Source organism: Nocardioides bigeumensis, assembly GCF_039531755.1.
GTDB lineage: Bacteria > Actinomycetota > Actinomycetes > Propionibacteriales > Nocardioidaceae > Nocardioides > Nocardioides bigeumensis.
On record NZ_BAAAQQ010000011.1, the window covers coordinates 665,410 to 687,667 of the forward strand.

Sequence of the window (22,258 nt, forward strand, 5' to 3'; positions counted from 1 at the left end):
CGTCAGACCCGACCCGCCGGCGCGGTCGAGCCCCGCACGACGAGCTCGGGCTGGTAGAGCACCTCACCGTGGTGCGCGGGTCGCCCGGCGATCTGGTCCACCAGCTCGCGGCAGGCCGCCTCCGCGAGGGCCGCGGCCGGCTGCCGCACCGTGGTCAGCGGTGGCGCGGTGAACTCCACGAGCAGGCTGTCGTCGCTGCCGACGACCGACAGGTCCTCGGGAACGCGCAGCCCAGCCTGCCGGGCGGCTCGGACGACGCCGAGCGCCATCACGTCCGAGCCGCAGAGGATCCCGGTGACCCCGCGGTCGAGGAGCCGCTGCGCCGCGACCACGCCGCCCTCGACGGTGTACGCCGTGCACTCGACGAGCTGGTCGACGGCGAGGTCGTCGGGAACCAGCCCGCGCGCCCGCAGGCCCTGGCGGAAGGCGTCGGCGCGCCGCTGGACCGGCGTGTAGCGCTGCTGGCCGAGGGCGATCCCGATCCTCCGGTGCCCCAGGTGCTCGAGGTGGGTGAGGCCGAGCTCGACGACGGCCGCGTCGTCGGTGGACAGGAAGTGGGCGGGCACGTCCGGGATGGCGCCGTTGACGAGAACGATGGGGAGCCCCATGTCGAGCAGGCGCTGGTAGCGCTCCGGGGAGCTGTCGCCGATCGCGTGGATGCCCGAGACGAAGATGATCCCCGACACCGAGTGCTCGAGGAGCATCCGCACGTAGTCGTCCTCGTGCACGCCGCCGAGGGTCTGGCTGCAGAGCACCGGCGCGAACCCGTGGCGGGACAGGACGTTCTCGACCATGTGGGCGAAGCGCGGGAAGAACGGGTTCTCCAGCTCGGGGATGATCAGCCCGACCAGGCCCACCGAACGCGGCTTGAGACGCGACGGGCGGTCGTAGCCCAGCACGTCGATCGCGGTGAGCACCTGCCGTCGCGTGTGCTGGTTGACACCGGGCTTGTCGTTGAGGACCCGACTGACGGTGCTGACGCTCACGCCCGCCCGAGCGGCGATCTCGTTGAGGCGGATGGTCGTCACGAGGGGTCACACTAGTGACTGCCGCACTGTGACCCAAGCCACATCCTGAAACTTTTTGCAGCGCTCTTTCTATCTTGCAAGTCCGCTGCTAGCGTGTGGCGCGCCTCACACCCGCCCCCTCTGACGAGAGGACTTCGTCCGCATGCTCAAGCTAGCCCGCAAGATCGGTCCCGCCCTCCTGGCGGTGACCCTGATCGGCGCCGCCGCCGGATGTGGCGGCGGTGACTCCGACACCGACGCCGACAGCTCCGGTGGCGACTCGACGCCCAGCGCCTCCGAGGGCGGTGGGGGCGGCGGCGACGCCGACCTGCTCGTCTGGACCGACTCGCTCAAGATCGACGGCGTCACCAAGGTCGCCGAGGCGTTCGGCGAGGCCAACGGCATCACCGTCAAGGTGCAGGCCATCTCCGAGGACCTCCAGGGCAGCTTCGTCACGGCCGACGCGGCCGGCAACGGCCCCGACGTGGTCGTCGGTGCGCACGACTGGATCGGCAACCTGGTCCAGAACGGCGCCATCGAGCCCCTCAACCTGACCGCGGACGAGCTCTCCGGCTACTCCGAGAAGGCCGTCCAGGCGACGACGTACGACGGCAAGCTCTACGGCGTGCCCTACGGCATCGAGGCGCTGGCCCTCTACCGCAACACCGACGTCGTCCCCGACGAGCCGGCCACGCTCGACGACGCGATCGCAGCCGGCCAGAAGGCAGTCGACGAGGGCAAGGTCGACTCGGCGCTGAACCTCCCCGTCGGTGAGCTCGGCGACGCCTACCACATGGAGCCGCTGCTCACCTCGATGGGCGGCTACATCTTCGCCTACGACGACGCCACCGGCTACGACCCGACCGACGTCGGGATCGGCAAGGAGGGCTCACTGGCCGCGGCGGAGAAGATCTCCCAGCTCGCCAAGGACCGGGTGCTGCGCACCTCGATCAGCGGTGACAACTCCATCGCCCTCTTCACCAGTGGCAAGGCGGCGTTCCTCGTCTCCGGTCCGTGGGCCCTCGCCGACGTGCAGAAGGCCGGCTTCGGCTACGCCATCCAGCCCATCCCCGGCTTCCAGGGCCAGGAGCCGGCCGCACCCTTCATGGGCGCCCAAGCGTTCATGGTCGCGGCCAACGGCGCCAACAAGGACATCGCCCAGGAGTTCGTCAACAACGGCGTCAACTCCGAGGAGGCCATGCAGACGCTGTTCGACGAGACCAAGCTGCCGCCGGCCATGACCTCCGTGCAGGAGGCCGTCGAGGACCCGGACATCGCCGTCTTCGCCGAGGCCGCGAACGCAGGCGCCCCGATGCCGGCCATCCCGGCCATGGCCTCGGTCTGGGAGCCGCTCGGCAAGGCGTACTCCGCCATCGTCAGCGGCAAGCCCGCCGACACCACGATGAAGTCGGCCGGCGAGACCATCAACAAGGCCATCGCCGACGCAGGCTGACCTTCTCGCCACACCACCGGGTGCCGGTGGGCGGACCTCATGACCGGATGAGCGTCCGTCCACCGGGCTCCGGCCCCAACATGCCCACTTGCGAAGGGTCTTCGACATGACGGACCTGCTCACTCCCAAGCGACCGGCCACCGACGAGAAGCCGGGGCGGTTCACCAAGCGGGGCCGTGACGGCCTCGCGGCGCTCGGCGTCCGGATCATCGGTCTCGGCCTGGCGATCGCCGTGGCCATCTCGGTGACACCGGCGCTCGTCGGCGACTCGTCGTGGTTCTTCCTGGCCGCCATCTGGGCGATCGTGGCCGTGCTGGTGGCGGTGTACGCCACCGGGCGCGCACTGCCGGCGAAGTACCTGCTGCCCGGCACCTTGATGCTGGTCCTCTTCGTGGTCTACCCGATCCTCCTCACCGCGAAGACGTCGTTCACCAACTACGGCGACGGCACCCGCGGCACCAAGGAGGACACGATCTCGCAGATCACCGGCGCCTCGGTGACCCGGTCGGAGAGCTCCCCCCAGTACAACCTGACCATCGCGACGGACGGCGACCCCGCCTCCGGTCCCTTCACCTTCTTCCTGGTCCCGCAGGACGACCCCGAGTCAGCCTTCGAGGGCACCGCTGAGGGCCTCGAGGAGGCCGGCGACGGCGTCACCATCGACAACGGCCGGGTCTCGGCCGTCGACGGCTACACGATCCTCAACATCAAGCAGATCAGCGCAGCGAGCGAAGCCCTCGACGAGATCGCGATCCCCACCGAGGGCGGCAACTTCATCGTGCGCGACGGCACCAGCGAGGCGTTCGAGGGGGCCCCGACGCTGCAGTACGACGAGGACGCCGACACCATCACCGACACCACGACCGGCACGGTGTACTCAGTGGAGCTGCGCGGCGACCGGGAGTTCTTCGTCGACGAGAACGGAGAGCGCATCTCCGACCAGTCGTGGACGGCCAACGTCGGCACGCTCAACTACAAGGAGATCTTCACCGACAGCCGGATCAGCAGCGACTTCCTGCGCATCTTCGCGTGGACGTTCATCTTCGCGACGGTGTCGGTGGTCTCGACGTTCCTGCTCGGGCTGCTCTTCGCCCTCACCCTCAACGACCCCCGGGTCAGGGGGCAGAAGATCTACCGGGCGCTGCTGATCCTGCCCTACGCCATCCCTGGGTTCATCTCGTTGCTGCTCTGGTCGAGCTTCTACAACCAGGACTTCGGCCTCATCAACGAGATCACGGGGTTGAACATCAACTGGTTCGGCGGCGCGCTCTCCGCGAAGGTCGCGGTGCTGCTCACCAACCTCTGGATGGGCTTCCCCTACATGTTCCTGGTCACCACCGGCGCCCTGCAGGCCATCCCGGAGGACCTGACCGAGGCGGCCAGGATCGACGGGGCGAGTGGTTTCGAGGGGTTCCGCAGGATCACCTTCCCGCTGCTGCTGGTCACCGTGGCGCCGCTCCTCGTCGCGACCTTCGCCTTCAACTTCAACAACTTCGGGGCGATCTACCTCCTGACCGGCGGCGGGCCCTTCACCCCGGACAATCCGACGGCCGGCGGGACGGACATCCTGATCAGCTACACCTACCGCCTGGCCTTCGGCGCCGGCGGCGTGCAGATCGGCTTCGCCGCGGCGGTCTCGGTGATCCTCTTCGTGATCACCGGTGTCATCGCCGCCCTGCAGTTCCGCGCCACCCGCTCGCTCGAGGATGTGAACTGACATGTCTGAATCCCAGCCTTCGCTCACGGACGGCGGCGCCACCCTCACGAAGCCCGCGCCCGACCGCGGCAAGCGCCGCGCAGGGCGCGGTGACCCGGCTCCGAAGGTGAAGCTCGGCGCCGCCCGCTGGTGGCGCGAGGTCGGCTGGCGGCACGTGGTCGGCGTGATCGCCGTGGTCTGGGCGCTGTTCCCGGTGTCCTACCTGGTGTCGGCGTCGCTCAACCCGCTCGGCAACGTCGTCACCTCCACCTTGATCCCGCAGCAGTTCAGCCTCACGAACTTCACCAAGCTCCTCGACGAGCAACCCTTCGGCACCTGGGCGCGCAACAGCCTCATCGTCTGCGTCTGCGTGGTGTTCGTGCAGCTGCTGTTCAGTGCGCTGGCGGCGTACGCGTTCTCGCGGTTCCGCTTCACCGGGCGCCGCGGCGGCCTGCTGGCGCTGCTGCTGATCCAGATGTTCCCGCAGTTCCTGGCGGCGGTCGCGCTCTACCTGCTCTTCACCGACATCGGCGAGGTGATCCCGGCCATCGGCCTGGACACGCTGGCCGGCTACATCATCATGATGTGCGGCGGGTCGCTCGGGCAGGTCTGGCTGATCAAGGGCTTCTTCGACTCGATCCCCAAGTCGCTCGACGAGGCGGCGGTCATCGACGGGGCCAGTCACGTGCAGGTCTTCTTCCGGATCATCCTGCCCCTGGTCCGTCCGATCCTCGCGGTCTGCGGGCTGCTCGTCTTCGTCGGCGTGATCGCGGAGTTCCTGATGGCCTCCATCTTCCTGCGCGACTCGGGCAACAAGACGCTGGCCACGGGTCTCTACGGCCTCATCGACGCCGACCGCTCCAACAACCTGGGCGTCTTCGCGGCCGGCGCGGTGATGACCGCCATCCCGGTCGTGCTGCTCTTCCTCTACCTGCAGAAGTTCATCGTCGGCGGCATCACCGCCGGCGGCGTGAAGGGCTGACCCGCACCCGATGACGGGTCGCCTCCAGCCCCTCGACCCGCACCACGACGGGTCCGTCCGCTACACCGGCGCCGTGGGCAGCGCGCACCCGGAGAACCTCTCGCTGGGCGACACCGTCGACCTGCGGGTGCGCGTGCCGCACCAGGCCGACGGCAGCCCCGGCGCGGCCGAGGTGGTGGTGCGAGCGGTGCGTGACGGCGAGCCGCACGTACGCCGCGCCACCCGCGACAGCGTCGACGAGGCCGGGGCGTGGTGGACGGTCTCGCTGCGCCTGGTCAACGAGCTGACGTCGTACCGCTTCCTGGTGTCGCGGGGCGCCGACGACTACCGCTGGCTGAACGGCACCGGCGTGCACGGGCGCGACGTCACCGACGCCGGCGACTTCCGGATCTCGACGGCGCACCAGGCGCCGCCGTGGGTCGGGGACCAGGTGGGCTACCAGATCTTCCCCGACCGCTTCGCCCGCAACGGGGCCCCCGGCCTCGAGGCGGGTGCCCTGCCCGCGTGGGCGCAGCCGGCGGAGTGGGACGACCCGGTCGTGCACAAGGGTCCCGACGTGCCGTACCAGCTCTTCGGCGGCACCCTCGACGGCATCACCGCGCGGCTGGACCACGTCGAGAAGCTCGGCGCCACGATGGTCTACCTCACCCCGGTCTTCGAGGCCCGCTCCAACCACCGCTACGACGCGGTGTCCTTCGACCGCGTCGACCCGCTCCTGGGGGGCGACGCCGCGCTGGCGCGGCTCATCGACGCCGCGCACGCCCGAGGACTGCGGATCATGGGCGACCTGACCACCAACCACACCGGCGACCACCACGACTGGTTCCTCGCGGCCCAGCAGGACCCGGCGGCGCCGGAGCGCGCGTTCTACCGCTTCGGCGAGGGCCTCAGCGACGGTGCGCTGGCCCTGGGGTACGCCGCCTGGCTCGACGTGCCCTCCCTGCCCAAGCTCGACCACTCCTCCGCCGAGCTCGCCCGCCGCCTCTACGCCGGCCCGGAGTCCACGGTCGCCCGCTGGCTCGAGCGCGGCCTCGACGGTTGGCGGATCGACGTGGCCAACATGACCGGACGTCTCGGCGCCGACGACCTGGCCCACCAGGTGGCCCGCCAGGTACGCGAGACGATGCGGTCGGCGCGACCGGACTCCTGGCTGCTGGCCGAGCACGGGCACGACGCGACCCACGACCTGATGGGTCCCGGCTGGCACGGGACGATGGACTACGCCGGGTTCACCCGCCCGGTGTGGTGCTGGCTCAACGGCGGCTCCCCCGCCGGGCCCGGCGTCCGCCACGGGCTCGACTACCTCGGGCTGCCCGTCGACATCCCCGTGCTGCCCGCCGAGGCCGCCGTCGCCACGATGCGCGACAGCCACGGCGCGGTGCCCTGGGCGGCCTGGCTCAGCTCGACGATGCACCTCGACTCCCACGACACGCCCCGCTTCCGCACCGTCACGGGTGGCGGCACCGACGGTCGCATCGACCAGTCGGGGCTCGGCCGCGGCCTGCACCTCGTCGGACTCGGCTTGCAGATGACGATGCCGGGGGTCCCGGTGGTCTTCATGGGCGACGAGCTGGGCCTGACCGGCGTCGACGGCGAGCACGCGCGCACGCCGTACCCCTGGGAGCGGCGCGACACGTGGGACCTGGCGACGTACGACGCCTACCGCGACTGGATCGCGCTGCGCCGCGAGCACGTCGCGCTGCGCCACGGCGGGCTGCGCTGGCTGCATGCTGCGGGCGACTCGATGACCTACCTGCGCGAGCACCCCGACCAGACGCTGCTGGTGCACGCGACGCGCCGCGAGACCGGGCCGGTGTCGCTGCCGCTCCTCGCGCTCGGCGCCGCCGTCTCGGCCCTGGAACCGCTCGTCGGAGCTCCCGCGACAGTGGACGCCGGCGTCGTGACCCTGCCGGGGGACGGACCGGTAGTCTCGGTCTATGCCGTCGACGGCCGTTGAGCTCGGCGGGAGACCCGGCCGCCGCGCTCGCGGCGATGCGGGCCGCCGGCTTCGCGGTGACCGAGACGCTCAGCCCGTGGCCGTGAGCCTGGCGCGGTCCCAGCGGTACGCCGCGAAGTTGAGCGCCGCCCACCCGACCGTGATCGCGGCGGCCTTGCCGCGGATCTTGCCGTCGTCGGCCTTGGTCAACAACGTCGCGCAGTCCGCCAGGTCGCTGGCGATCCGCGACCGCATCGCCCACTGGACGCCGCGCGCCGGACCGAGGATGCCGAGCAGGCTCACCGTCACGTCGCGCACGCCGTAGACGCGGGCGAGGTTGTCGTACCCCTCCTGCTCCCCCGGGTCGGCCTCCATCGCGCGCGCCAGGTGCTCAGGACGCACCAGCGCGTAGACGCCGTACGCCGCCGAGGCCAACGAGATCGCCCGGCTGGCCGGGAAGGTGATCGCCATGCTGCGACGGTACCCATGGCCGCAACGTCGTACGGACGGAGCCGTCTACGGCTCCGTTCGTACGACGTCCTGGATCACAGGTTGCCGCGGGCGTCCTGCTCGCGCTCGATCGCCTCGAAGAGCGCCTTGAAGTTGCCCTTGCCGAAGCCGAGCGACCCGTGCCGCTCGATCAGCTCGAAGAACACCGTGGGCCGGTCGCCCAGCGGCTTGGTGAAGATCTGCAGGAGGTAGCCGTCCTCGTCGCGGTCGACCAGGATGCCGCGCGACTTGAGCTCCTCGATGGGCACCCGCACCTCGCCGATGCGGGCGCGCAGCTCGGGGTCCTCGTAGTAGGAGTCGGGGGTGTTGAGGAACTCGACGCCGTTGGCGCGCAGGGCGTCGACGGTGGCGAGGATGTCGCCGGTGGCGAGCGCGAGGTGCTGGGCGCCGGGGCCGCGGTAGAACTCGAGGTACTCGTCGATCTGCGACTTCTTCTTCGCGATCGCCGGCTCGTTGAGCGGGAACTTCACCCGGTGGTTGCCGTTGGCGACGACCTTCGACATCAGCGCGGAGTAGTCGGTGGCGATGTCGTCACCGATGAACTCCGCCATGTTCACGAAGCCCATGACCCGGTTGTAGAACGACACCCACTCGTCCATCTTGCCGAGCTCGACGTTGCCGACGATGTGGTCGAGGGCCTGGAACAACCGCTTGGGCTGGCCGTCCCGCTTCTGCCAGCGCGGGGCGGCCTCGACGTAGCCCGGTAGGTAGGGACCGGCGTACGTCACGCCGTCGACCGTCCGCTGCACCAGGCTGTGCCGGGTCTCGCCGTACGTCGCGATCGCACCGATCCGCACCGAGCCGTGCTCGTCGGTGAGGGTCTCGGGCTCGCGCACCACCGTCGCACCGGCGCGACGGGCCTGCTCGATGCACTGGTCGACGTCGGGCACCTCGAGGGCGATGTCGACGACCCCGTCCCCGTGAGCGGCGTGGTGCTGCACCAGCGGGCTGTCGGGCGAGACGGCGCCGCTGAGCACGAACTTGATCGACCCGGACTTCAGCACGAAGGACTTGTGGTCGCGGTTGCCGCTCTCGGGACCGGAGTAGGCGACCAGCTCCATCCCCCACGCGCTGGCGAAGTAGTGCGCGGCCTGGGTGGCGTTGCCGACCACGAAGCAGATGGCGTCCCAGCCGGTGACGGGGAACGGGTCGTTGTCGGCGTCGTACTCCACCAGTCCGACCAGCTGGCGCAGCTGCTCGAGGGAGAGATCGGCCTTCATCTCGTCGGTGGTGAGGGCGCCGCCCGTGCTCGCCCGATCGAGTGCCTGGTCGACTGCCTGGTCGATTGCCTGGTCGACTGCCTGGTCGAGTGCCTGGTCGTGGGAGGAGGTCTGGGTCATGGCGCGACCATCCCAGGGTCGGGCAGAGTGTGCAACAGTACGACGAAACGTTGGACAAGTTGCGCAGGTAGGGACCGCACATGGACGCACTGGACGTCACTCTGATCGATCTCTTCGCACAGGAGCCGCGCATCGGGGTCCTCGAGGCGTCCCGGCGGCTGGGCGTGGCCCGGGGCACGGTGCAGGCCCGCCTCGACAAGCTCGTGGCGTCCGGCGTCGTCACGGGCTGGGGGCCCGAGCTCAGCGCCACGGCCCTCGGCTTCCCGGTGACGGCCTTCCTCACCCTCGAGATCCGGCAGGGCGCCGGCCACGACGCCGTGGCGGCCCACCTGTCCGGCATCCCCGAGGTGCTCGAGGCCTACACGATCACCGGCGTCGGCGACATGTGGGCCCGCGTGGTCGCGCGGAGCAACGCCGACCTCCAGCGGGTCATCGACCAGGTGCTCGCCCACGCCGGCATCGAGCGCTCCACCACCGTCATCGCCCTGGCCACGCAGATCCCCCACCGCGTCCGCCCGCTCGCGCGCGCCTCGCTCGACTCCTAGGCAGATACCCGGACCCAGGGCACGGAGCAGTAGATGGCACCGCCGGCGACGATGTCGGGAACGCCGGGGAGGTGTTCTCGGCCGTCGCCCTGGCCCTCGATCACCTCCAAGCGCAAGCGTTCGCCGTCGAGTCTCATCGCCAGCCTGAAGGGTGTGGAGCTACCGGGCTCCAGCACGTGGAGCTCGTCTCCGTGGACCTCGAACCGGCCGCTGTTCCACGACTCGCCAGTCGGACCGGTGAGGTTGAAGGAGCCGTCCAGGAAGCGCAAGGAGAACTCAGACCCGGGCAGGTCGACCTCCACCATGGCGAGGGCGTCGCGGCGGCGAACACCTCGATCCACCGCGTAGCCGACGAAAGCCTTCCGCGTGATCGTGGCTTCCCAAGTGCCGTCGAGCGGCGTCGACTGCGTCGCCGCGGAGCCAGCGCCGGTGGAGGTGCCGGTAGATGGCGGGGTGGGGCGGTCCGCGGACGGCTCCGCACCTCCACCCGAGCCACAACCACCGGCAACCAACAAGGTGACCGCCAGCACCGCGGTCAGGCTTCCTCGCACGATCTCCGCCCTCATGGGAACCGCATCTCCTCGTCGAGGCACGCCGGAATCTCCGGCGCGCGATCGCTGTTGCCCGCCAGCCAGGCCGACCTGATCGACCGCACGCACTCGTCGCCGAGGACGTTGTGCCCGAGGTCGGGTGCGACGACGACGTGGGCGTCCGGCGCCCACTTCTCGACGACATCGGTCACCTCGGCAGGACTCGCGTACGGGTCGAAGGCCCCCTGCAGGACCAGCACAGGCACCTCGAGAGCCGGTGCTGCCTCGTCAGGATGCTCGGCGACGCCCCAGAGCTCGCACGGCCGGGCGTACTCGGCAGCCCCTGCCCCCTGGGCGCACACGCTCGACAGCACGGCGCCGAGCACGACCTGTCGGCGGCTCGAGCACTTCGGGAGGATTCCCACGCACAGCGGAGGGGCCTCCTCCAGGGCTGCGCCGAGCTCCTCCAGGACCGGCCCCCTACGCCCGCGCGCCGCTTCCTCGAGCAGGGCGGGGAGCCGCGCGGGGCCGGCCGCGACGGGAGCCACCAGCCAGCGCACCGCACGGTCGAGGAGGTCGAGGTCGAGCACGCGTCCTCCCAGGTGGACCGGGTCGGTCCGGGCGCGAAGCCGGGCCGCCGTCCAGAGGTCACGGACGTCGCCGTGCCGTCGCAGGCATCGCCGCACGCCGTCGCACGCCGCCGCGACCGCACGGATCAGCGCAGCCCGGCGGGCGGGCCACCCCCTGTGTGCGTGCACCGGGGTGTCCATCACCACGGCCTCGACGCGCGCCGGGTTCGCTCGGGCCACCTCGACCGCCAGCGCACTGGTCGTTCCGTGGCCCATCAGGACCCACGGACCCTCGTCGAGAGCATCCATCACCGCGAGCAGCGCCTCCGCGGAGCGCGCCGGGGTCATCAGGGCGGGGTCGACACCCTCAGCGAGGAGCCGGTCGCGGCAGTCGCCGATCGCGTCGAGCAGGACGGGGTCGTCGCGGCTGACGTCGCCGACAGCCTCGGCGTCGGGGCAGTCGAGCGACGGCACCGAGTGACCGGTGCCCGGGAGGTCCACGATCGCGGTGCGTCGGCCGGTCCGCTGGGCGATCGGCGCCAGCCCGGCATAGTTGGGCACCATCCCCAGGTCGGTGCCAGTCTCGAGGATGGGCGCGTCGTCCGACGGCGTCGCAGGTTCCACGACCACCACGAAGACCTGCTGCGCCGAGTCGCCCAGCGGTGCCTCCACCCAGCCGCACGAGTGCGACGGCACCACGAGCACCTCGACGTCGGAAGGGCACGGCTGCGGCTCCCAGGCGTTGCCGGCGGCAGCACGCGGTGGCTCGCCGTCCTCGCCTCCGGGACAGCCGGTCGTTGTCAGCAGGAGCACGGCGCAGAGCACGGCGACCGCGGCGCGCCTGCTCACTGAACCTGTCTCCACGTGCCCTCGAAGACCTCGGCGCGCGCTTCGCACGCGTCGTCGAGGACGGTCAGCCGGAGCCCGCCGCCTGTCCGCGCCCACCCGTAGACGCCGGGAGGCAGCCCGTCGCACAGGCTGTTGACGAAGGCATCCATCCGCACCTGGGGACCATCAGTGGTGTACGCCGCCCCGTCGCCCACCTCGCGCGCCCGGGTGGGCGGCGACAGCATGAGCACGCCGCGGTCGGCGAAGCCGATCGACCAGGTGCCGACCCAGCTCCGGTCCTGGGTCGACGTCACGTCCCGGGTCCACGAGCCGGACAACGTCGATGCTGGTGCAGGAGCGGGATCCGGCTCGTCGCCGAGCAGCTCGGAGCGGAGGAGCAACGGCAACGAGACGAGGAGGACGACGCCCACCGCGGCCGCCGCCGCCACCAACGCCCACGGAGGCCGCGCCGGTTCGCGGTGCTCGGCCCGCACCGCGGCCAGCGCGGCGGTGGTGCGGACGTCGTCGGGTGCGGGCAGGGACTGCAATCCGCGCCGCACCCGAGCGTCGAGGAAGGCGTCAGCATTGACCGGGTCGTTGACCGGGTCGCCGGACAGGTCGCCGGACAGGTCGCCGGGCGGGTCGCTCACCGTGCCACCTCCTCGTCGATCGGGTCGTTCAAGAGTGCGGCGAGTCGGCGCCTGGCGCGGTGCAGGGCGACCTTGGTGGCGTTCCTGGACAGCCCGAGCACCGCCGCGACGTCCTCCATCGGCCGGTCCTCCAGGTGGTAGAGCGCGACCAGTGCGCGATCGCGGGGGGCGAGCCGTCGTACCGCTGCCAGCACGACCAGGGAGTCGGCCGCCTCCATCGACGGCCGGGTTGCCCACGGCGGCGCCTGGCCCTCGACCTCACGCCGACGCGCCTCACGACGCCGCCACGAGAAGGCCCGGTTGAGCGCGACGCGACGCACCCACGCCTCGGGGGACTCGTACTCGGCGACCCGGCTCCAACGCTGGTGCAGCCGCACGAACGCCTCCTGCGCCAGGTCCTCCGCCCACGCAGGGTCGGACACGACAACGGTGAGGAGACGCACCACCTGGGGGTACTCGGCCGTGAAGAACCAGGCGAAGGACTCCTCGTCGTCCTCCGCCGTCTTGCCCGTCGTCCGCAGGACGTCCACGTCAGGCTCCGACTTGCTCTCCGGTCGATGCCACAGGCTAGGGCTGCCAGGTGCCGTGCGTGTAGATCCGCTCGGTGTGCGCGATGACCGCGTGGTCGCCACCCCCGGCCGGGATCGCCCACAGGCTGCGCTGGCGCGGCCAGCCCTGGAAGGGCTTGAGTGCGGTGAAGACGATCCACGTGCCGTCCGGCGAGTAGCGCGGCTGCGTGGCGCTGGTCGACTGGTACGACGTCAGGCGCTGCTGGTCTGTTCCGTCCGGTCGGACCCGGACCAGGTCTGCGCGTCCGCCCGTCCCGTAACCAGCCGAGAAGACGATCCACGCGCCGTCGGGCGACCAGTCCGGCGAGCCCGCCGAGAGGCCCCAGTCGGTCAGCCTGCGCTCACCGGTGCCGTCGCGGCGGATGGTGAACACCGCAGCCTCCCAGCCGCCGCCGCTCGTGGGCCGCTCACGGTGATAGGTGAGTGACTGCCCGTCCGGCGACCAGCGCGGGAAGTAGGGCCTGTCGCAGTCGGCGTCCGAGGTGACGCGGGTCAGTGCCTTGGTCGTCAGGTCCCCGATCCACAGCGCGCAGTCGGCGGGGTAGCCCTGTTCCTCGAGGAAGGGTCCCCGGTAGCGGACGAACGCCATCTCGGAGCCGTCCGGCGAGTAGGCCGGCTCGTCGTCGCCGAAGCAAGGAAGCTCGCAGTCGAAGATCTGGGTGGTGGCTCCGCTGGTCAGGTCGTGCTCGAACAGCGGCTCCGGGAAGGTCCCACGCGTGGTGAAGGCGAGCCGCTCGCCGTCAGGCGACCAGTCGGGCAGCTGGGCCACCGCGTCCAGTCCGGTCTCGAGCTCATGGTCTCCGGTGCCGTCAGGGTGGACGAGCCAGAGAGACTCCCGTCCGTCGCGGAAGGTCTGGTACGCCACCCAGTCGGTGCTGCCCCGGAAGGGATGCACGCGTGGGTCGGCGGTCGCCACGGGCGCCATCAGCACCACCTGCAGCATGGCGATCGCGGACACCACCGCGACCAGCACTCTCGTCCTCGTCGTCATGATCGCTCCTCCGTCTCGACAGCTGACAGAGAGAACACCCACGGCGACGCAGCAGGGTTACAGCGGACGGACGGCTATTTCAGCCGGGCGGCGACCTCTTGCGCGGCGGCCAACACCCGCGGCCCCACGACGTCCTCGTCGATCGCCTCGCCCAGGGTGACGATGCCGACGCTCGCGTCGAGGCCGTCGATGCCGCGCACGGGAGCGGCGAGCCCACGGGCACCGCTCTGCAGCTCGCCGGTGCTGACGACGTACGCCTCGTCTCCCTCGGCGCGCGCGAGCAGGATCGCCCGGCCCGCCGCGCCCTGCACGAGCGGGTGCCGCGAGCCGATCCGGTAGGAGACGTGGAAGTCGGTCCACGAGGGCTCGACGACGGCGAGTGCCAGCGCCTCCTCGCCGTCGGCGACGGTGAGGTGCGCGGTGCAACCCGTGCGCTCGGCCAAGATCCGCAGCACCGGCACCGCCAGGTCGCGCAGCACCGGTTGGACGGCCGCGGCGAGGTGGAGCATGCCCAGGCCTATGAAGAGCCGGCCCCGGTTGTCGCGACGCACCAGCGCGTGCTGCTCGAGCGTGCTGATCAACCGGTAGGTGACGGTGCGGTTGACGTTGAGCCGCCCGGCGAGCTCGGTGACGGTGAGACCGTCCGGCGACTCAGCCAGGACCTGCAGCACCCGGCACCCCCGATCGAGGGTTTGGGAGGTCTCCGCGACCATCCTCCGACAGTAGACCCTCAGGGGTGGGCCAGTTCACCCTTTGGTGGGTGGACTGGACCAGTTGCCGAAGTTGTTGTCAGGTCCGCTTTCCGGCGGCCCATTCGCGCAGCCGGACGATCCGCTCGTGCAGCTGGTCGGCCGTCGCGACCGCCGCTGCGGGACCGCCGCACTCCTTGCGGAGCGCGGCGTGCGTGATCCCGTGTGCCTGACCCGTGCGGTGGTGCCACGCCGCGACCAACCCGTTGAGCTCACGGCGCAGCAGGGCCAGCTGCTCGTGGGAGGCCACCGGGCGCTCCTCCGGACGCTCGTGCGTACGCCGCTGGGTGGACGTCCGGCTGGCGGCGCGCTCGGACTGCCGGGTGGCCAGGAGCTCACGCACCTGGTCGGGCTCGAGCAGCCCGGGGATGCCGAGGAAGTCCATCTCCTCGTCGGAGCCGACGTGCACCTCGCCGGCGTGCCCGAACGTGGCGCCGTCGAAGAGCACGTGGTCGAAGCTCGCCGACGACCCGAGGGCCTCGAACGCCCCCGCGAGCTCCTCGGCGGACGCCTGCTCGCCGGCCTGGGCGCGCGCCAGCAGGTCGGCCTCGGCGGCGAAGACGTCGTCCTCGTTGCTGATCGGCCGGCCCAGCACGTGGTCCCGCTCGACCTCCATCTCCGAGGCGATCCCGAGCAGGTGGGTGACCGACGGCAGGAACACGGTGGCGGTCTCCCCGCGCCGCCGGGCGCGCACGAACCGGCCGACCGCCTGGGCGAAGAAGAGCGGAGTGGCGATGGTCGTGGCGTAGACGCCGACCGCGAGCCGCGGCACGTCGACGCCCTCCGAGACCATCCGCACCGCGATCATCCAGCGCTGGTCGCCCGAGGTGAAGTCGGCGATCCGCTTCGACGACGACTTCTCGTCCGACAGCACCAGCGTGGGCTTCTCACCGGTGATCTGCTTGATCAGCGCGGCGTAGGCCCGCGCGTCGTCCTGGTCGGTCGCGATGACCAGGCCGCCGGCGTCGGGCACGTGCCGGCGTACCTCGGACAGCCTGCGGTCGGCCGCCTCGAGCACGGCCGCCATCCACGCTCCCCCCGGGTCGAGCGCGGTGCGCAGCGCCTGGGCGGACTGGTCCTTCGTCAGCGGCTCGCCCAGCCGAGCAGCGACCTCGTCGCCGGCGCGGGTGCGCCACTGCATGTCGCCGGAGTACGCCATGAAGAGCACCGGGCGCACGACGTGGTCGGCCAGCGCCTGGGCGTAGCCGTAGGTGTAGTCGGCCGCCGAGCGCTTGATGCCGTCGGGACCCGGGGCATAGCTGACGAACGGGATCGGGTTGACGTCGGAGCGGAACGGCGTGCCGGTGAGCGCCAGCCGACGCGTGGCCGGCTGGAACGCCTCACGGACCGCCTCGCCCCAGGACAGGGCGTCGCCCGCGTGGTGCACCTCGTCGAGGATGACCAGCGTCTTGAAGCGCTCGGTGCGGATCCGCATCGCGAGCGGGTTGACCGCCACGCCGGCGTACGTCACCGCGATGCCGACGTAGTCGTCGGAGGTGCGGCCCTTGCCGGCGCTGTACGCCGGGTCGATGGGCAGTCCCGCACGCGCGGCGGCCTCGGCCCACTGGGTCTTGAGGTGCTCGGTCGGGGCGACCACGATCACCCGGTCGACCTGCCGGCGTCCGAGCAGCTCGGCCGCCACGGTCAGCGCGAAGGTCGTCTTGCCCGCTCCAGGCGTCGCGACCGCGAGGAAGTCGCGGCGCACCTGACCCGACTCGGACGGGGCGAAGTAGTGCGCCATCGCCGCCTGCTGCCACGCGCGCAGCGGGGAGACCGTGCCCCAGGCCGCACGCTCGGGCCAGGCGACCGGAAGGGCAGGCTCAGGAGCTGGGTCGAGCGCGCTGTCCGAGAGGTCGAGCTGAGGAGCGGCGGCGTCGTCGTGCCGTCGGGTCATGCGTCCCCGGAGCCCCCGCCTGAGATACCGCCAGAGTTGCCGCCTGGGTTGCTGCCTGGGTTGCCGCCCGGGTTGATCGACTCCCAGATCTCCTTGCAGTCGGGACAGACCGGGAACTTCTCCGGCGCCCGGCTCGGCACCCACACCTTGCCGCAGAGGGCGACGACGGGCGTGCCCATCACCATCGCCTCGGTGAGCTTGTCCTTCTGCACGTAGTGGGAGAACCGCTCGTGGTCACCCTCGTCGGTGGGGACGGTCCGCCGCTCCTCGATGGTCGTCGCGCTGGGCGCGAAACCGACCTTCGGCTCGGTGGTGGTCTGGGTCACGCGACCAGCCTAACCCGGCGACGGGGCCCCTTCCGACCCGGCGCGCTCGCGCTGGGGAGAGGTCCGCGCGGCGACCAGCACGCCCACGAGTCCGGACGCCACGGCGACGCCGAAGGCCGCCAGGAAGGGGTCGCCGCCGAGCCGGTCGGCGGTCGTGAACGCCACGCCCGAGACGGACAGCGCGAGGGCGGCACCGAGCGCGTCGGCGATCGAGAGAGCCGCCGCGTTGAAGCCGCGGTCGTCCGCGGACGACGCCGCCAGCATGGCCACGCCCGTGCGCGGGTAGCCCAGCCCCATCCCCGCGCCGCAGACCGCGTAGGCGACCACGGCGAGCGGAGCCCACAGGTGCAGCCACACCACCAGCCACAGCGACGTCGTCCCGACCAGCACGGTCGCGGTCGACACCCGCATCAAGGTCACGTGCCCGACCAGCGACCCGAGCCGCGCCTGCACCTGGCTGGCGCCGGCCCACACGAGTCCGACCACGGTCAGGGCGATGCCGGCCCGGCCGGGCGAGAGGTCCCAGTCCTCCTGCAGCACGTAGGCGATGTAGGCCTCGGCGCAGAAGAAGGACGCGGCGAGGATGCCGCGCGTGCCGATCACGGCCGGAAGGCCACGGGCCGCCACCAAGGTGCCGCGCGGGAGCAGCGGCCGCACCGCCACGCCCAGGACGACCAGGGCGCAGCCGGCCAGGAGCGGACCAGCACCCTCGTCGGAGCCGAGCAGCTCGACCGCGAGCACGGCCACCGCCGCGAGCACCGCCCACGCGAGCGGCGTACCGGGCCCGCGCGACCGACCCCCGACCGGCTCGCGCGTGGGCAGCCCGCGCAACGCCGGCGCGATCAGCAAGGTCGCGAAGGCCGCCAGGACGACGACCGAGAGGAACACCCAACGCCAGCCCCAGGCGTGCGCCACGGCAGCCGCCACACCAGGACCGAAGAGCGACGGCAGCACCCACGCCGCAGCGAAGCTGGCGAACACCGAGGGCTGCTGGTCCTCGTCGTAGACCAGCCCGACGATGACGTAGAGCCCCACCGTCAGCGCGCCCCCGCCGAGCCCCTGGAGCACGCGGCCGGCCACCAGCAGCTCCATGGTCGGAGCTGTCCCGCAGACGACCAGGCCGAGGCAGAAGAGGACGAGCGAGGCCACCAGCGGCAGGGTCGGGCCGCGGCGGTCGCTCCAGCCGCCGGCCGCGACCATCCCGATGACGCCGCTGGCCAGCGGGGCCGCGAAGGACAGGGCGTAGAGCGGCACGCCGTCGAGATCGCGGGCGATCGACGGCATGACGGTCACCACGGCCATCGCCTCGAAGGCGACGATCGCGATCAGCGCGAACATGCCGATCGTGGTGGCGGCGTACGCCGGCGCCAGGATGCCGGTGCTCACCGGCACGGTGCCGGGCAGCGGGGCCCTGGTGTCGTCCTGCTCTGTCATCGTCACGATCGACGAGGCTAGGAGCTCAACTGGACTTGAGATCAAGCCCAGCTGAACCGGCGCCCGGTCGGCTCAGTTCAGCTCGGGGTCCAGGGGCCGCGTCGACGTCCACGCCAGCTCGCCGGGCTGGCGACGCAGCACGTCGCGCCACAGACCGGCCGGGTCGTGCCGGAAGACGTCGGGCACCTCGGCGGGGACGACGTACCAGCTGCCCTCGTCGATCTCGACCTCGAGCTGGCCGGCCGCCCAGCCGGCGTACCCCGCGAAGATGCGCATGCCCTCGAGCGCGGGGTCCAGCTCCTCCACGGGGGCGTCGAGATCGATCAGGCCGAGACGGCCCACGATCGGCCGGAACCCCGCGGGCTCCTCGCTGCCGGGACGCAGCAGCCCCACGGCCAGCGCCCCCTCCGGGCTGACCGGCCCGCCGACGAACAGCGTCTCGGGCTCGTCGACCACCTCGCCCCAGCCGTCGAGGACCTGCGAGACCGGCACCCCGGACGGGCGGTTGATCACCACGCCGAGGGCGCCGTCGCCGTCGGCGTCCAGGAGGAGCACCACGGAGTCCGCGAAGTTCGGGTCGAGCAGCACAGGCGTCGCCACGAGGAGCATCCCCGCGCTGACCTGGGTACCCGTCACCGCTCCATCTTGACCGAGGCCTGGGCATGCGCAACACCACCCAGAGGCATCGATCCGATAACTGCGCCCTCGGGATGAGCCCGACCCGAGGAGCGGGCTACTTGGTCCAGGTGACGTCGCCGTCGGCGGCGGGCACGAGCTCGATCCACACGCGACCGGCGGGCACGGTGAGGTCGCCCTTCTTGGTCGACAGCTTGATCGGGCTGGTGAGGTTGTTCTTCGACCACGTGCCGCGCACCGCCCGACCCGCGTGGAAGAGCACCGCCGCGCCCTGGCCGACGAGCTTCGTCTCGGGGACGGGGTAGCCGGCCGGGTCGCGGTAGCCCGCGTCGCCGACCTGCACCCGCAGCACCAGCACCGTGTCGGCGGGGAACTGGTCGTCCTCGGGCGCGTAGGAGTTGGTGTTGTGGTAGCGCCCGTCGGCGTACTGCCAGGTGGTGGTGTGGTTGCCGAAGTCGGCGTCGATCGACGCGGCCTTGGGGCCCTTGGGCAGGTCGTCGGCAGTACCCCACGGGAGGTAGTCCTCCGGTCGCGACATCTTCTGCTTGATCGTCGAAGCCACCTCCTTGAGGTCGGCCATCAGGTTGTACGGCGCCGAGCGGCTCGACTCGCGGAAGAAACCCTTGTAGCCCTCGCCGTAGTGGGTGATGCCGGCGCCGTTGATGCGGCTGAGCGTGATGTTGGCCGCGCCGCTGGTGACGATCGAGGCCCGGACCGGCGTGACGATGCCGATGTCGGAGGCGCGCATGGAGCGCACCGGTCCGACGGTCCCGGGGATGTCGGAGTAGAAGAACGCCGCCAGGCGGGTGATCCCGCCCTCGACCAGCTCCTCGACGACGAGGTCGGCGTGGGAGAGACCCATCTGCGGGCTGCTGGAAGGGGTGTTGTCCATCTTGGTCACGATGACGGGGTGGCGCGTCTCGGCGCTGCCGTCGTCGGGGACCTCCAGCCCGGTGAGCGGCCAGGTCTGCGGCTCCTCGGGGACCTCGACCTCTTCCACGGTGCCGTCGAGGTGCGTCGTCTCCACGGTCTCGGGCTCCGCGGACGCATCGTCGTCACCGCTGCAGCCGGCGAGCGCGAGGCTCGCCACGACGAGGAGGGCGGTGACGGCAGAGCGGGGGGACTGCAGGGACTTGCGCACAGCAACTTCTCCGTTTCGCGAGGACAACCAGATCAAGCGAAGCCAACTCAAGACCGGCGGGGACCAGTGTGGGCGGCTGACGGCCCGAGATCCGGCAACCGCGCCGGTGAGTCGCAGTTTAAGTCGACTCGACGTGTGTACTTATCCCCCGTGCGGCAGCACCCTCTCATGAGAGGAAGCTGGTCACGAAACGAGCTTGGCGCCGCCGTCGACCACGAGGGTCTGGCCGGTGATGTAGCCCGCCTCGTCGCTGCACAGGAACGCTGCGGTGGCCGCGATGTCCTCGGGGAAGCCGACCCGGCGCACAGGGTTGCGCTCCGCCGCGGCCGCGCGGAAGTCCTCGACGCTGAGCCCGACCCGGGCCGCCGTCGCGTCGGTCATCTCCGAGGCGATGAACCCCGGAGCGATCGCGTTGACGTTGACGCCGAAGGGCCCCAGCTCGATGGCGAGCGTACGGGTGAAGCCCTGGATCCCCATCTTGGCCGTGGCGTAGTTGGCCTGGCCGCGGTTGCCGAAGGCGGAGACGCTCGAGAGGTTGACGATCTTGCCCGCCTTCTGGGCGACGAAGTGCTGCTGCGCCTCACGCGACATCAGGAACGCGCCGCGCAGGTGCACGCCGATCACGAGGTCCCAGTCGTCGTCGGTCATCTTGAAGAGCAGGTTGTCGCGGGTGATGCCCGCGTTGTTGACGAGGATGTGCAGGCCGCCGAGCTCGCCGACCACCCGCGCGACCGCGGACTGCACCTGGTCGGTCTTGGACACGTCGCAGCCGATGCCGAGGTGGGCACCGCCCTGCTGGGACGAGGGGTCGCTGGTGACCCCGGAGTCGGGGAGACGGCTCGCCGCGTCGACGGCGTTCGCCTCGTCCAGGTCGAGCACGGCGACCCTGGCGCCCTCCTCGGCGAAGCGGGTCGCCACGGCGAACCCGATCCCGCGCGCGGCGCCCGTCACGACCGCGACCTTGCCCTCGAAACGACCCATCCGGCTCTCCTCCACTTGGTGATCAATCAATCGGTCACCTTAGACGGGCACCTGCGGCGACGGCGCCGCGGGTCCGGTCCCCGGTCAGCTGCGAGACGACGCACCCTCGGCCACGCCGATGAGCAGGACCGCCGCGACCACGCTGAGCACGAAGCCGAGGAAGTCGAGCTCCCAGATGCTGCCGGTGCCGATGAGCCAGGCGATCGTGCCGCCGATCAGGGAGCCCACGAGGCCGAGACCCAGGGTCATCCAGACCGAGAGGTTCTGCTTGCCGGGCTTGATGAGGCGGGCGAGGGCGCCGATGACGAGGCCTGCCACGAGGAATCCGATCATCCTTCGACGCTACCCGCCCGGGTGAAGGACCTCACCCGTCCACGGCAGCCAGCGCCTCGCGGAGCTTGGCAGCGCAGGCGGCCGCCTCGCCGTCGGCGTACTTCGTGCGCGGCCAGAAGAAGCCGCGGAGCCCGTCGCCCTTGGTGCGCGGCACGACGTGGCAGTGCAGGTGCGGGACCGACTGGCTGACGATGTTGTTCATCGCGACGAACGTGCCCTGGGCGCCCAGCGCGGTCGTCGCCGCCACTGCCAGCCGCTGCGTGGCCTCCAGGAAACCGTCTCGGAGCCCGGCAGGCAGGTCGGGCAGCGTGACCACGTGGACGCGCGGCACGAGCAGGACGTGCCCCTTGAACAGCGGCCGCACGTCGAGGAAGGCCACGAAGTGCTCCTCGTCGAGCACCACGTCGGCGGGCGCACCCGCGACGATCGCGCAGAACACGCAGTCAGCCACCCCGCGACGCTATCCCGGCGAACCGACACCGATGAGTCCCCGCCCACCGGGAAGTCGTTGCTCCCATGATCGACCTGACCCCGACCACCGACCGCGCGCGCCGGGTCGCCGCGGCGATCCGCGACGACCAGCTCGACCTCACGACCCCCATCCAGCAGTCGGTCTTCCAGGTGCTCAACCACCTGCTCGGCCTGTGCGTCGCCTTCCGCGACGCGGCTGCCAAGGAGGACGGACCGACCACCAACACTCCCCCGGCCCCCGTGACCGACCCGCTTCCCGACGGCTGGCGCGACCTGCTCGACGCCCGCCTGGTCGAGCTTGCCGAGGCGTGGCAGTCGCCCGACGCCTGGCAGGGCATGACGAAGGCCGGCGGCGTCGACCTGCCCGGCGACGTGTGCGGCCTGGTCGCCCTCGACGAGGTGCTGCTGCACGGCTGGGACCTGGCGCGCGCCACCGGCCAGGAGTACGACGTCACCGAGGCCGAGAGCGAGGCGGTGCTGCCCGTCGTCACCCCCGAGGACCACGACCCCGACGGATCCTCGCGCACCGGCCTCTTCGGCCCGGTCGTCCCCGCGGGCGACTCGGCCCGTCCCTTCGACCGGACGTTGGCACTCGCCGGACGGGACCCGGGCTGGACGGCCTGAGGCCCTGCCCGACTCATGAGCCATTGCTCATGTCATCACAAGTGATTGTCAAACTTCCGCACT

General features: G+C 71.3%; 23 protein-coding genes. 6 read left to right on the forward strand and 17 right to left on the reverse strand.

Translation table 11 applies throughout. From position 1 onward, the window contains the following. Positions 1 to 2: 2 nt before the first annotated feature. Positions 3 to 1,028 carry a LacI family DNA-binding transcriptional regulator gene (locus ABD295_RS12285; protein WP_344304012.1) on the reverse strand — a complete coding sequence of 342 codons (1,026 nt, stop codon included), beginning with the start codon at positions 1,026 to 1,028 and terminating at the stop codon, positions 3 to 5. 142 nt (positions 1,029 to 1,170) lie between these two features. On the opposite strand from ABD295_RS12285, the gene ABD295_RS12290 reads away from it, so the two are divergent. The 4 genes from ABD295_RS12290 to ABD295_RS12305 all read left to right on the forward strand — a co-directional run bounded on the left by ABD295_RS12290 (position 1,171) and on the right by ABD295_RS12305 (position 7,095). Next, a complete protein-coding gene (locus ABD295_RS12290; protein ID WP_344304013.1) occupies positions 1,171 to 2,460 on the forward strand; it encodes a sugar ABC transporter substrate-binding protein in 1,290 nt (429 codons plus the stop codon). Between the two features lie 106 nt (positions 2,461 to 2,566). Next, positions 2,567 to 4,177: an ABC transporter permease subunit gene (locus ABD295_RS12295; protein WP_344304014.1), complete on the forward strand. Its 1,611-nt coding sequence runs from the start codon at positions 2,567 to 2,569 to the stop codon at positions 4,175 to 4,177. A 1-nt stretch (position 4,178) separates the two neighbouring features. Continuing rightward, the gene (locus tag ABD295_RS12300; RefSeq protein ID WP_344304015.1) at positions 4,179 to 5,138 is read left to right on the forward strand and encodes a sugar ABC transporter permease; all 960 of its coding nucleotides are present in this window, start codon (positions 4,179 to 4,181) and stop codon (positions 5,136 to 5,138) included. Positions 5,139 to 5,148: 10 nt separating this feature from the next. Beyond that, positions 5,149 to 7,095, forward strand: a complete 1,947-nt coding sequence (locus tag ABD295_RS12305; protein WP_344304016.1) for a glycoside hydrolase family 13 protein — start codon at positions 5,149 to 5,151, stop codon at positions 7,093 to 7,095. A gap of 69 nt (positions 7,096 to 7,164) precedes the next feature. Here the strand turns inward: ABD295_RS12305 and ABD295_RS12310 are convergent, their stop codons facing one another. Then, positions 7,165 to 7,545: a DUF4267 domain-containing protein gene (locus tag ABD295_RS12310; protein ID WP_344304017.1), complete on the reverse strand. Its 381-nt coding sequence runs from the start codon at positions 7,543 to 7,545 to the stop codon at positions 7,165 to 7,167. Positions 7,546 to 7,619: 74 nt separating this feature from the next. After that, positions 7,620 to 8,924, reverse strand: a complete 1,305-nt coding sequence (gene hppD, locus ABD295_RS12315) for a 4-hydroxyphenylpyruvate dioxygenase (RefSeq protein ID WP_425574058.1) — start codon at positions 8,922 to 8,924, stop codon at positions 7,620 to 7,622. An 80-nt stretch (positions 8,925 to 9,004) separates the two neighbouring features. Between hppD and ABD295_RS12320 the strand changes: the two genes are divergently transcribed. Further along, positions 9,005 to 9,469 carry an Lrp/AsnC family transcriptional regulator gene (locus ABD295_RS12320; protein ID WP_344304018.1) on the forward strand — a complete coding sequence of 155 codons (465 nt, stop codon included), beginning with the start codon at positions 9,005 to 9,007 and terminating at the stop codon, positions 9,467 to 9,469. Here the strand turns inward: ABD295_RS12320 and ABD295_RS12325 are convergent. The 14 genes from ABD295_RS12325 to ABD295_RS12390 all read right to left on the reverse strand — a co-directional run bounded on the left by ABD295_RS12325 (position 9,466) and on the right by ABD295_RS12390 (position 21,551). Further along, positions 9,466 to 9,810 carry a hypothetical protein gene (locus ABD295_RS12325; RefSeq protein ID WP_344304019.1) on the reverse strand — a complete coding sequence of 115 codons (345 nt, stop codon included), beginning with the start codon at positions 9,808 to 9,810 and terminating at the stop codon, positions 9,466 to 9,468. The genes ABD295_RS12320 and ABD295_RS12325 overlap by 4 nt on opposite strands. A gap of 221 nt (positions 9,811 to 10,031) precedes the next feature. Further along, positions 10,032 to 11,417, reverse strand: a complete 1,386-nt coding sequence (locus ABD295_RS12330; protein WP_344304020.1) for an alpha/beta hydrolase — start codon at positions 11,415 to 11,417, stop codon at positions 10,032 to 10,034. After that, complete coding sequence (locus ABD295_RS12335; protein WP_344304021.1) at positions 11,414 to 12,046, reverse strand: hypothetical protein; 633 nt, start codon at positions 12,044 to 12,046, stop codon at positions 11,414 to 11,416. Before ABD295_RS12335 ends, ABD295_RS12330 begins: the two co-directional genes overlap by 4 nt. After that, complete coding sequence (locus tag ABD295_RS12340) at positions 12,043 to 12,576, reverse strand: sigma-70 family RNA polymerase sigma factor (protein WP_344304022.1); 534 nt, start codon at positions 12,574 to 12,576, stop codon at positions 12,043 to 12,045. Before ABD295_RS12340 ends, ABD295_RS12335 begins: the two co-directional genes overlap by 4 nt. Positions 12,577 to 12,613: 37 nt before the next feature. Beyond that, positions 12,614 to 13,606, reverse strand: coding sequence for a TolB family protein (locus tag ABD295_RS12345; protein WP_344304023.1), 993 nt, complete (start codon positions 13,604 to 13,606; stop codon positions 12,614 to 12,616). Between the two features lie 74 nt (positions 13,607 to 13,680). Further along, positions 13,681 to 14,319, reverse strand: a complete 639-nt coding sequence (locus ABD295_RS12350) for an IclR family transcriptional regulator (RefSeq protein WP_344304024.1) — start codon at positions 14,317 to 14,319, stop codon at positions 13,681 to 13,683. A 76-nt stretch (positions 14,320 to 14,395) separates the two neighbouring features. Further along, positions 14,396 to 16,249 carry a DEAD/DEAH box helicase gene (locus ABD295_RS12355; protein WP_344304025.1) on the reverse strand — a complete coding sequence of 618 codons (1,854 nt, stop codon included), beginning with the start codon at positions 16,247 to 16,249 and terminating at the stop codon, positions 14,396 to 14,398. Then, positions 16,246 to 16,521: a DUF3039 domain-containing protein gene (locus tag ABD295_RS12360; RefSeq protein ID WP_344304056.1), complete on the reverse strand. Its 276-nt coding sequence runs from the start codon at positions 16,519 to 16,521 to the stop codon at positions 16,246 to 16,248. Before ABD295_RS12360 ends, ABD295_RS12355 begins: the two co-directional genes overlap by 4 nt. Positions 16,522 to 16,584: 63 nt before the next feature. Further along, positions 16,585 to 18,009: an MFS transporter gene (locus ABD295_RS12365; protein WP_344304057.1), complete on the reverse strand. Its 1,425-nt coding sequence runs from the start codon at positions 18,007 to 18,009 to the stop codon at positions 16,585 to 16,587. A 72-nt stretch (positions 18,010 to 18,081) separates the two neighbouring features. After that, positions 18,082 to 18,645, reverse strand: coding sequence for a YqgE/AlgH family protein (locus ABD295_RS12370; protein WP_344304026.1), 564 nt, complete (start codon positions 18,643 to 18,645; stop codon positions 18,082 to 18,084). Positions 18,646 to 18,742: 97 nt separating this feature from the next. Continuing rightward, positions 18,743 to 19,786 (reverse strand): DUF3048 domain-containing protein, encoded by a 1,044-nt coding sequence (locus tag ABD295_RS12375; RefSeq protein ID WP_344304027.1) that lies wholly within the window; start codon positions 19,784 to 19,786, stop codon positions 18,743 to 18,745. A gap of 183 nt (positions 19,787 to 19,969) precedes the next feature. Next, positions 19,970 to 20,767 carry an SDR family NAD(P)-dependent oxidoreductase gene (locus tag ABD295_RS12380; RefSeq protein ID WP_344304028.1) on the reverse strand — a complete coding sequence of 266 codons (798 nt, stop codon included), beginning with the start codon at positions 20,765 to 20,767 and terminating at the stop codon, positions 19,970 to 19,972. A gap of 84 nt (positions 20,768 to 20,851) precedes the next feature. Next, positions 20,852 to 21,100, reverse strand: coding sequence for a GlsB/YeaQ/YmgE family stress response membrane protein (locus ABD295_RS12385; RefSeq protein WP_344304029.1), 249 nt, complete (start codon positions 21,098 to 21,100; stop codon positions 20,852 to 20,854). A 31-nt stretch (positions 21,101 to 21,131) separates the two neighbouring features. Then, complete coding sequence (locus ABD295_RS12390) at positions 21,132 to 21,551, reverse strand: HIT family protein (RefSeq protein ID WP_344304030.1); 420 nt, start codon at positions 21,549 to 21,551, stop codon at positions 21,132 to 21,134. Positions 21,552 to 21,616: 65 nt separating this feature from the next. Between ABD295_RS12390 and ABD295_RS12395 the strand changes: the two genes are divergently transcribed. Further along, positions 21,617 to 22,195: a TIGR03086 family metal-binding protein gene (locus ABD295_RS12395; RefSeq protein ID WP_344304031.1), complete on the forward strand. Its 579-nt coding sequence runs from the start codon at positions 21,617 to 21,619 to the stop codon at positions 22,193 to 22,195. The last annotated feature ends 63 nt before the right edge of the window (positions 22,196 to 22,258 follow it).

Bases quoted from the DNA above. Each gene is read 5' to 3' on its own strand.
- ABD295_RS12320 (WP_344304018.1), top strand. From the start codon at position 9,005: ATGGACGCACTGGACGTCACTCTGATCGATCTCTTCGCACAGGAGCCG.
- ABD295_RS12365 (WP_344304057.1), bottom strand. From the start codon at position 18,009: ATGACAGAGCAGGACGACACCAGGGCCCCGCTGCCCGGCACCGTGCCG.
- ABD295_RS12300 (WP_344304015.1), top strand. From the start codon at position 4,179: ATGTCTGAATCCCAGCCTTCGCTCACGGACGGCGGCGCCACCCTCACG.
- ABD295_RS12345 (WP_344304023.1), bottom strand. From the start codon at position 13,606: ATGACGACGAGGACGAGAGTGCTGGTCGCGGTGGTGTCCGCGATCGCC.
- ABD295_RS12380 (WP_344304028.1), bottom strand. From the start codon at position 20,767: ATGGGTCGTTTCGAGGGCAAGGTCGCGGTCGTGACGGGCGCCGCGCGC.
- ABD295_RS12305 (WP_344304016.1), top strand. From the start codon at position 5,149: ATGACGGGTCGCCTCCAGCCCCTCGACCCGCACCACGACGGGTCCGTC.
- ABD295_RS12355 (WP_344304025.1), bottom strand. From the start codon at position 16,249: ATGACCCGACGGCACGACGACGCCGCCGCTCCTCAGCTCGACCTCTCG.
- ABD295_RS12385 (WP_344304029.1), bottom strand. From the start codon at position 21,100: ATGATCGGATTCCTCGTGGCAGGCCTCGTCATCGGCGCCCTCGCCCGC.
- ABD295_RS12350 (WP_344304024.1), bottom strand. From the start codon at position 14,319: ATGGTCGCGGAGACCTCCCAAACCCTCGATCGGGGGTGCCGGGTGCTG.
- ABD295_RS12290 (WP_344304013.1), top strand. From the start codon at position 1,171: ATGCTCAAGCTAGCCCGCAAGATCGGTCCCGCCCTCCTGGCGGTGACC.
- ABD295_RS12310 (WP_344304017.1), bottom strand. From the start codon at position 7,545: ATGGCGATCACCTTCCCGGCCAGCCGGGCGATCTCGTTGGCCTCGGCG.
- ABD295_RS12395 (WP_344304031.1), top strand. From the start codon at position 21,617: ATGATCGACCTGACCCCGACCACCGACCGCGCGCGCCGGGTCGCCGCG.
- ABD295_RS12295 (WP_344304014.1), top strand. From the start codon at position 2,567: ATGACGGACCTGCTCACTCCCAAGCGACCGGCCACCGACGAGAAGCCG.
- hppD (WP_425574058.1), bottom strand. From the start codon at position 8,924: ATGACCCAGACCTCCTCCCACGACCAGGCACTCGACCAGGCAGTCGAC.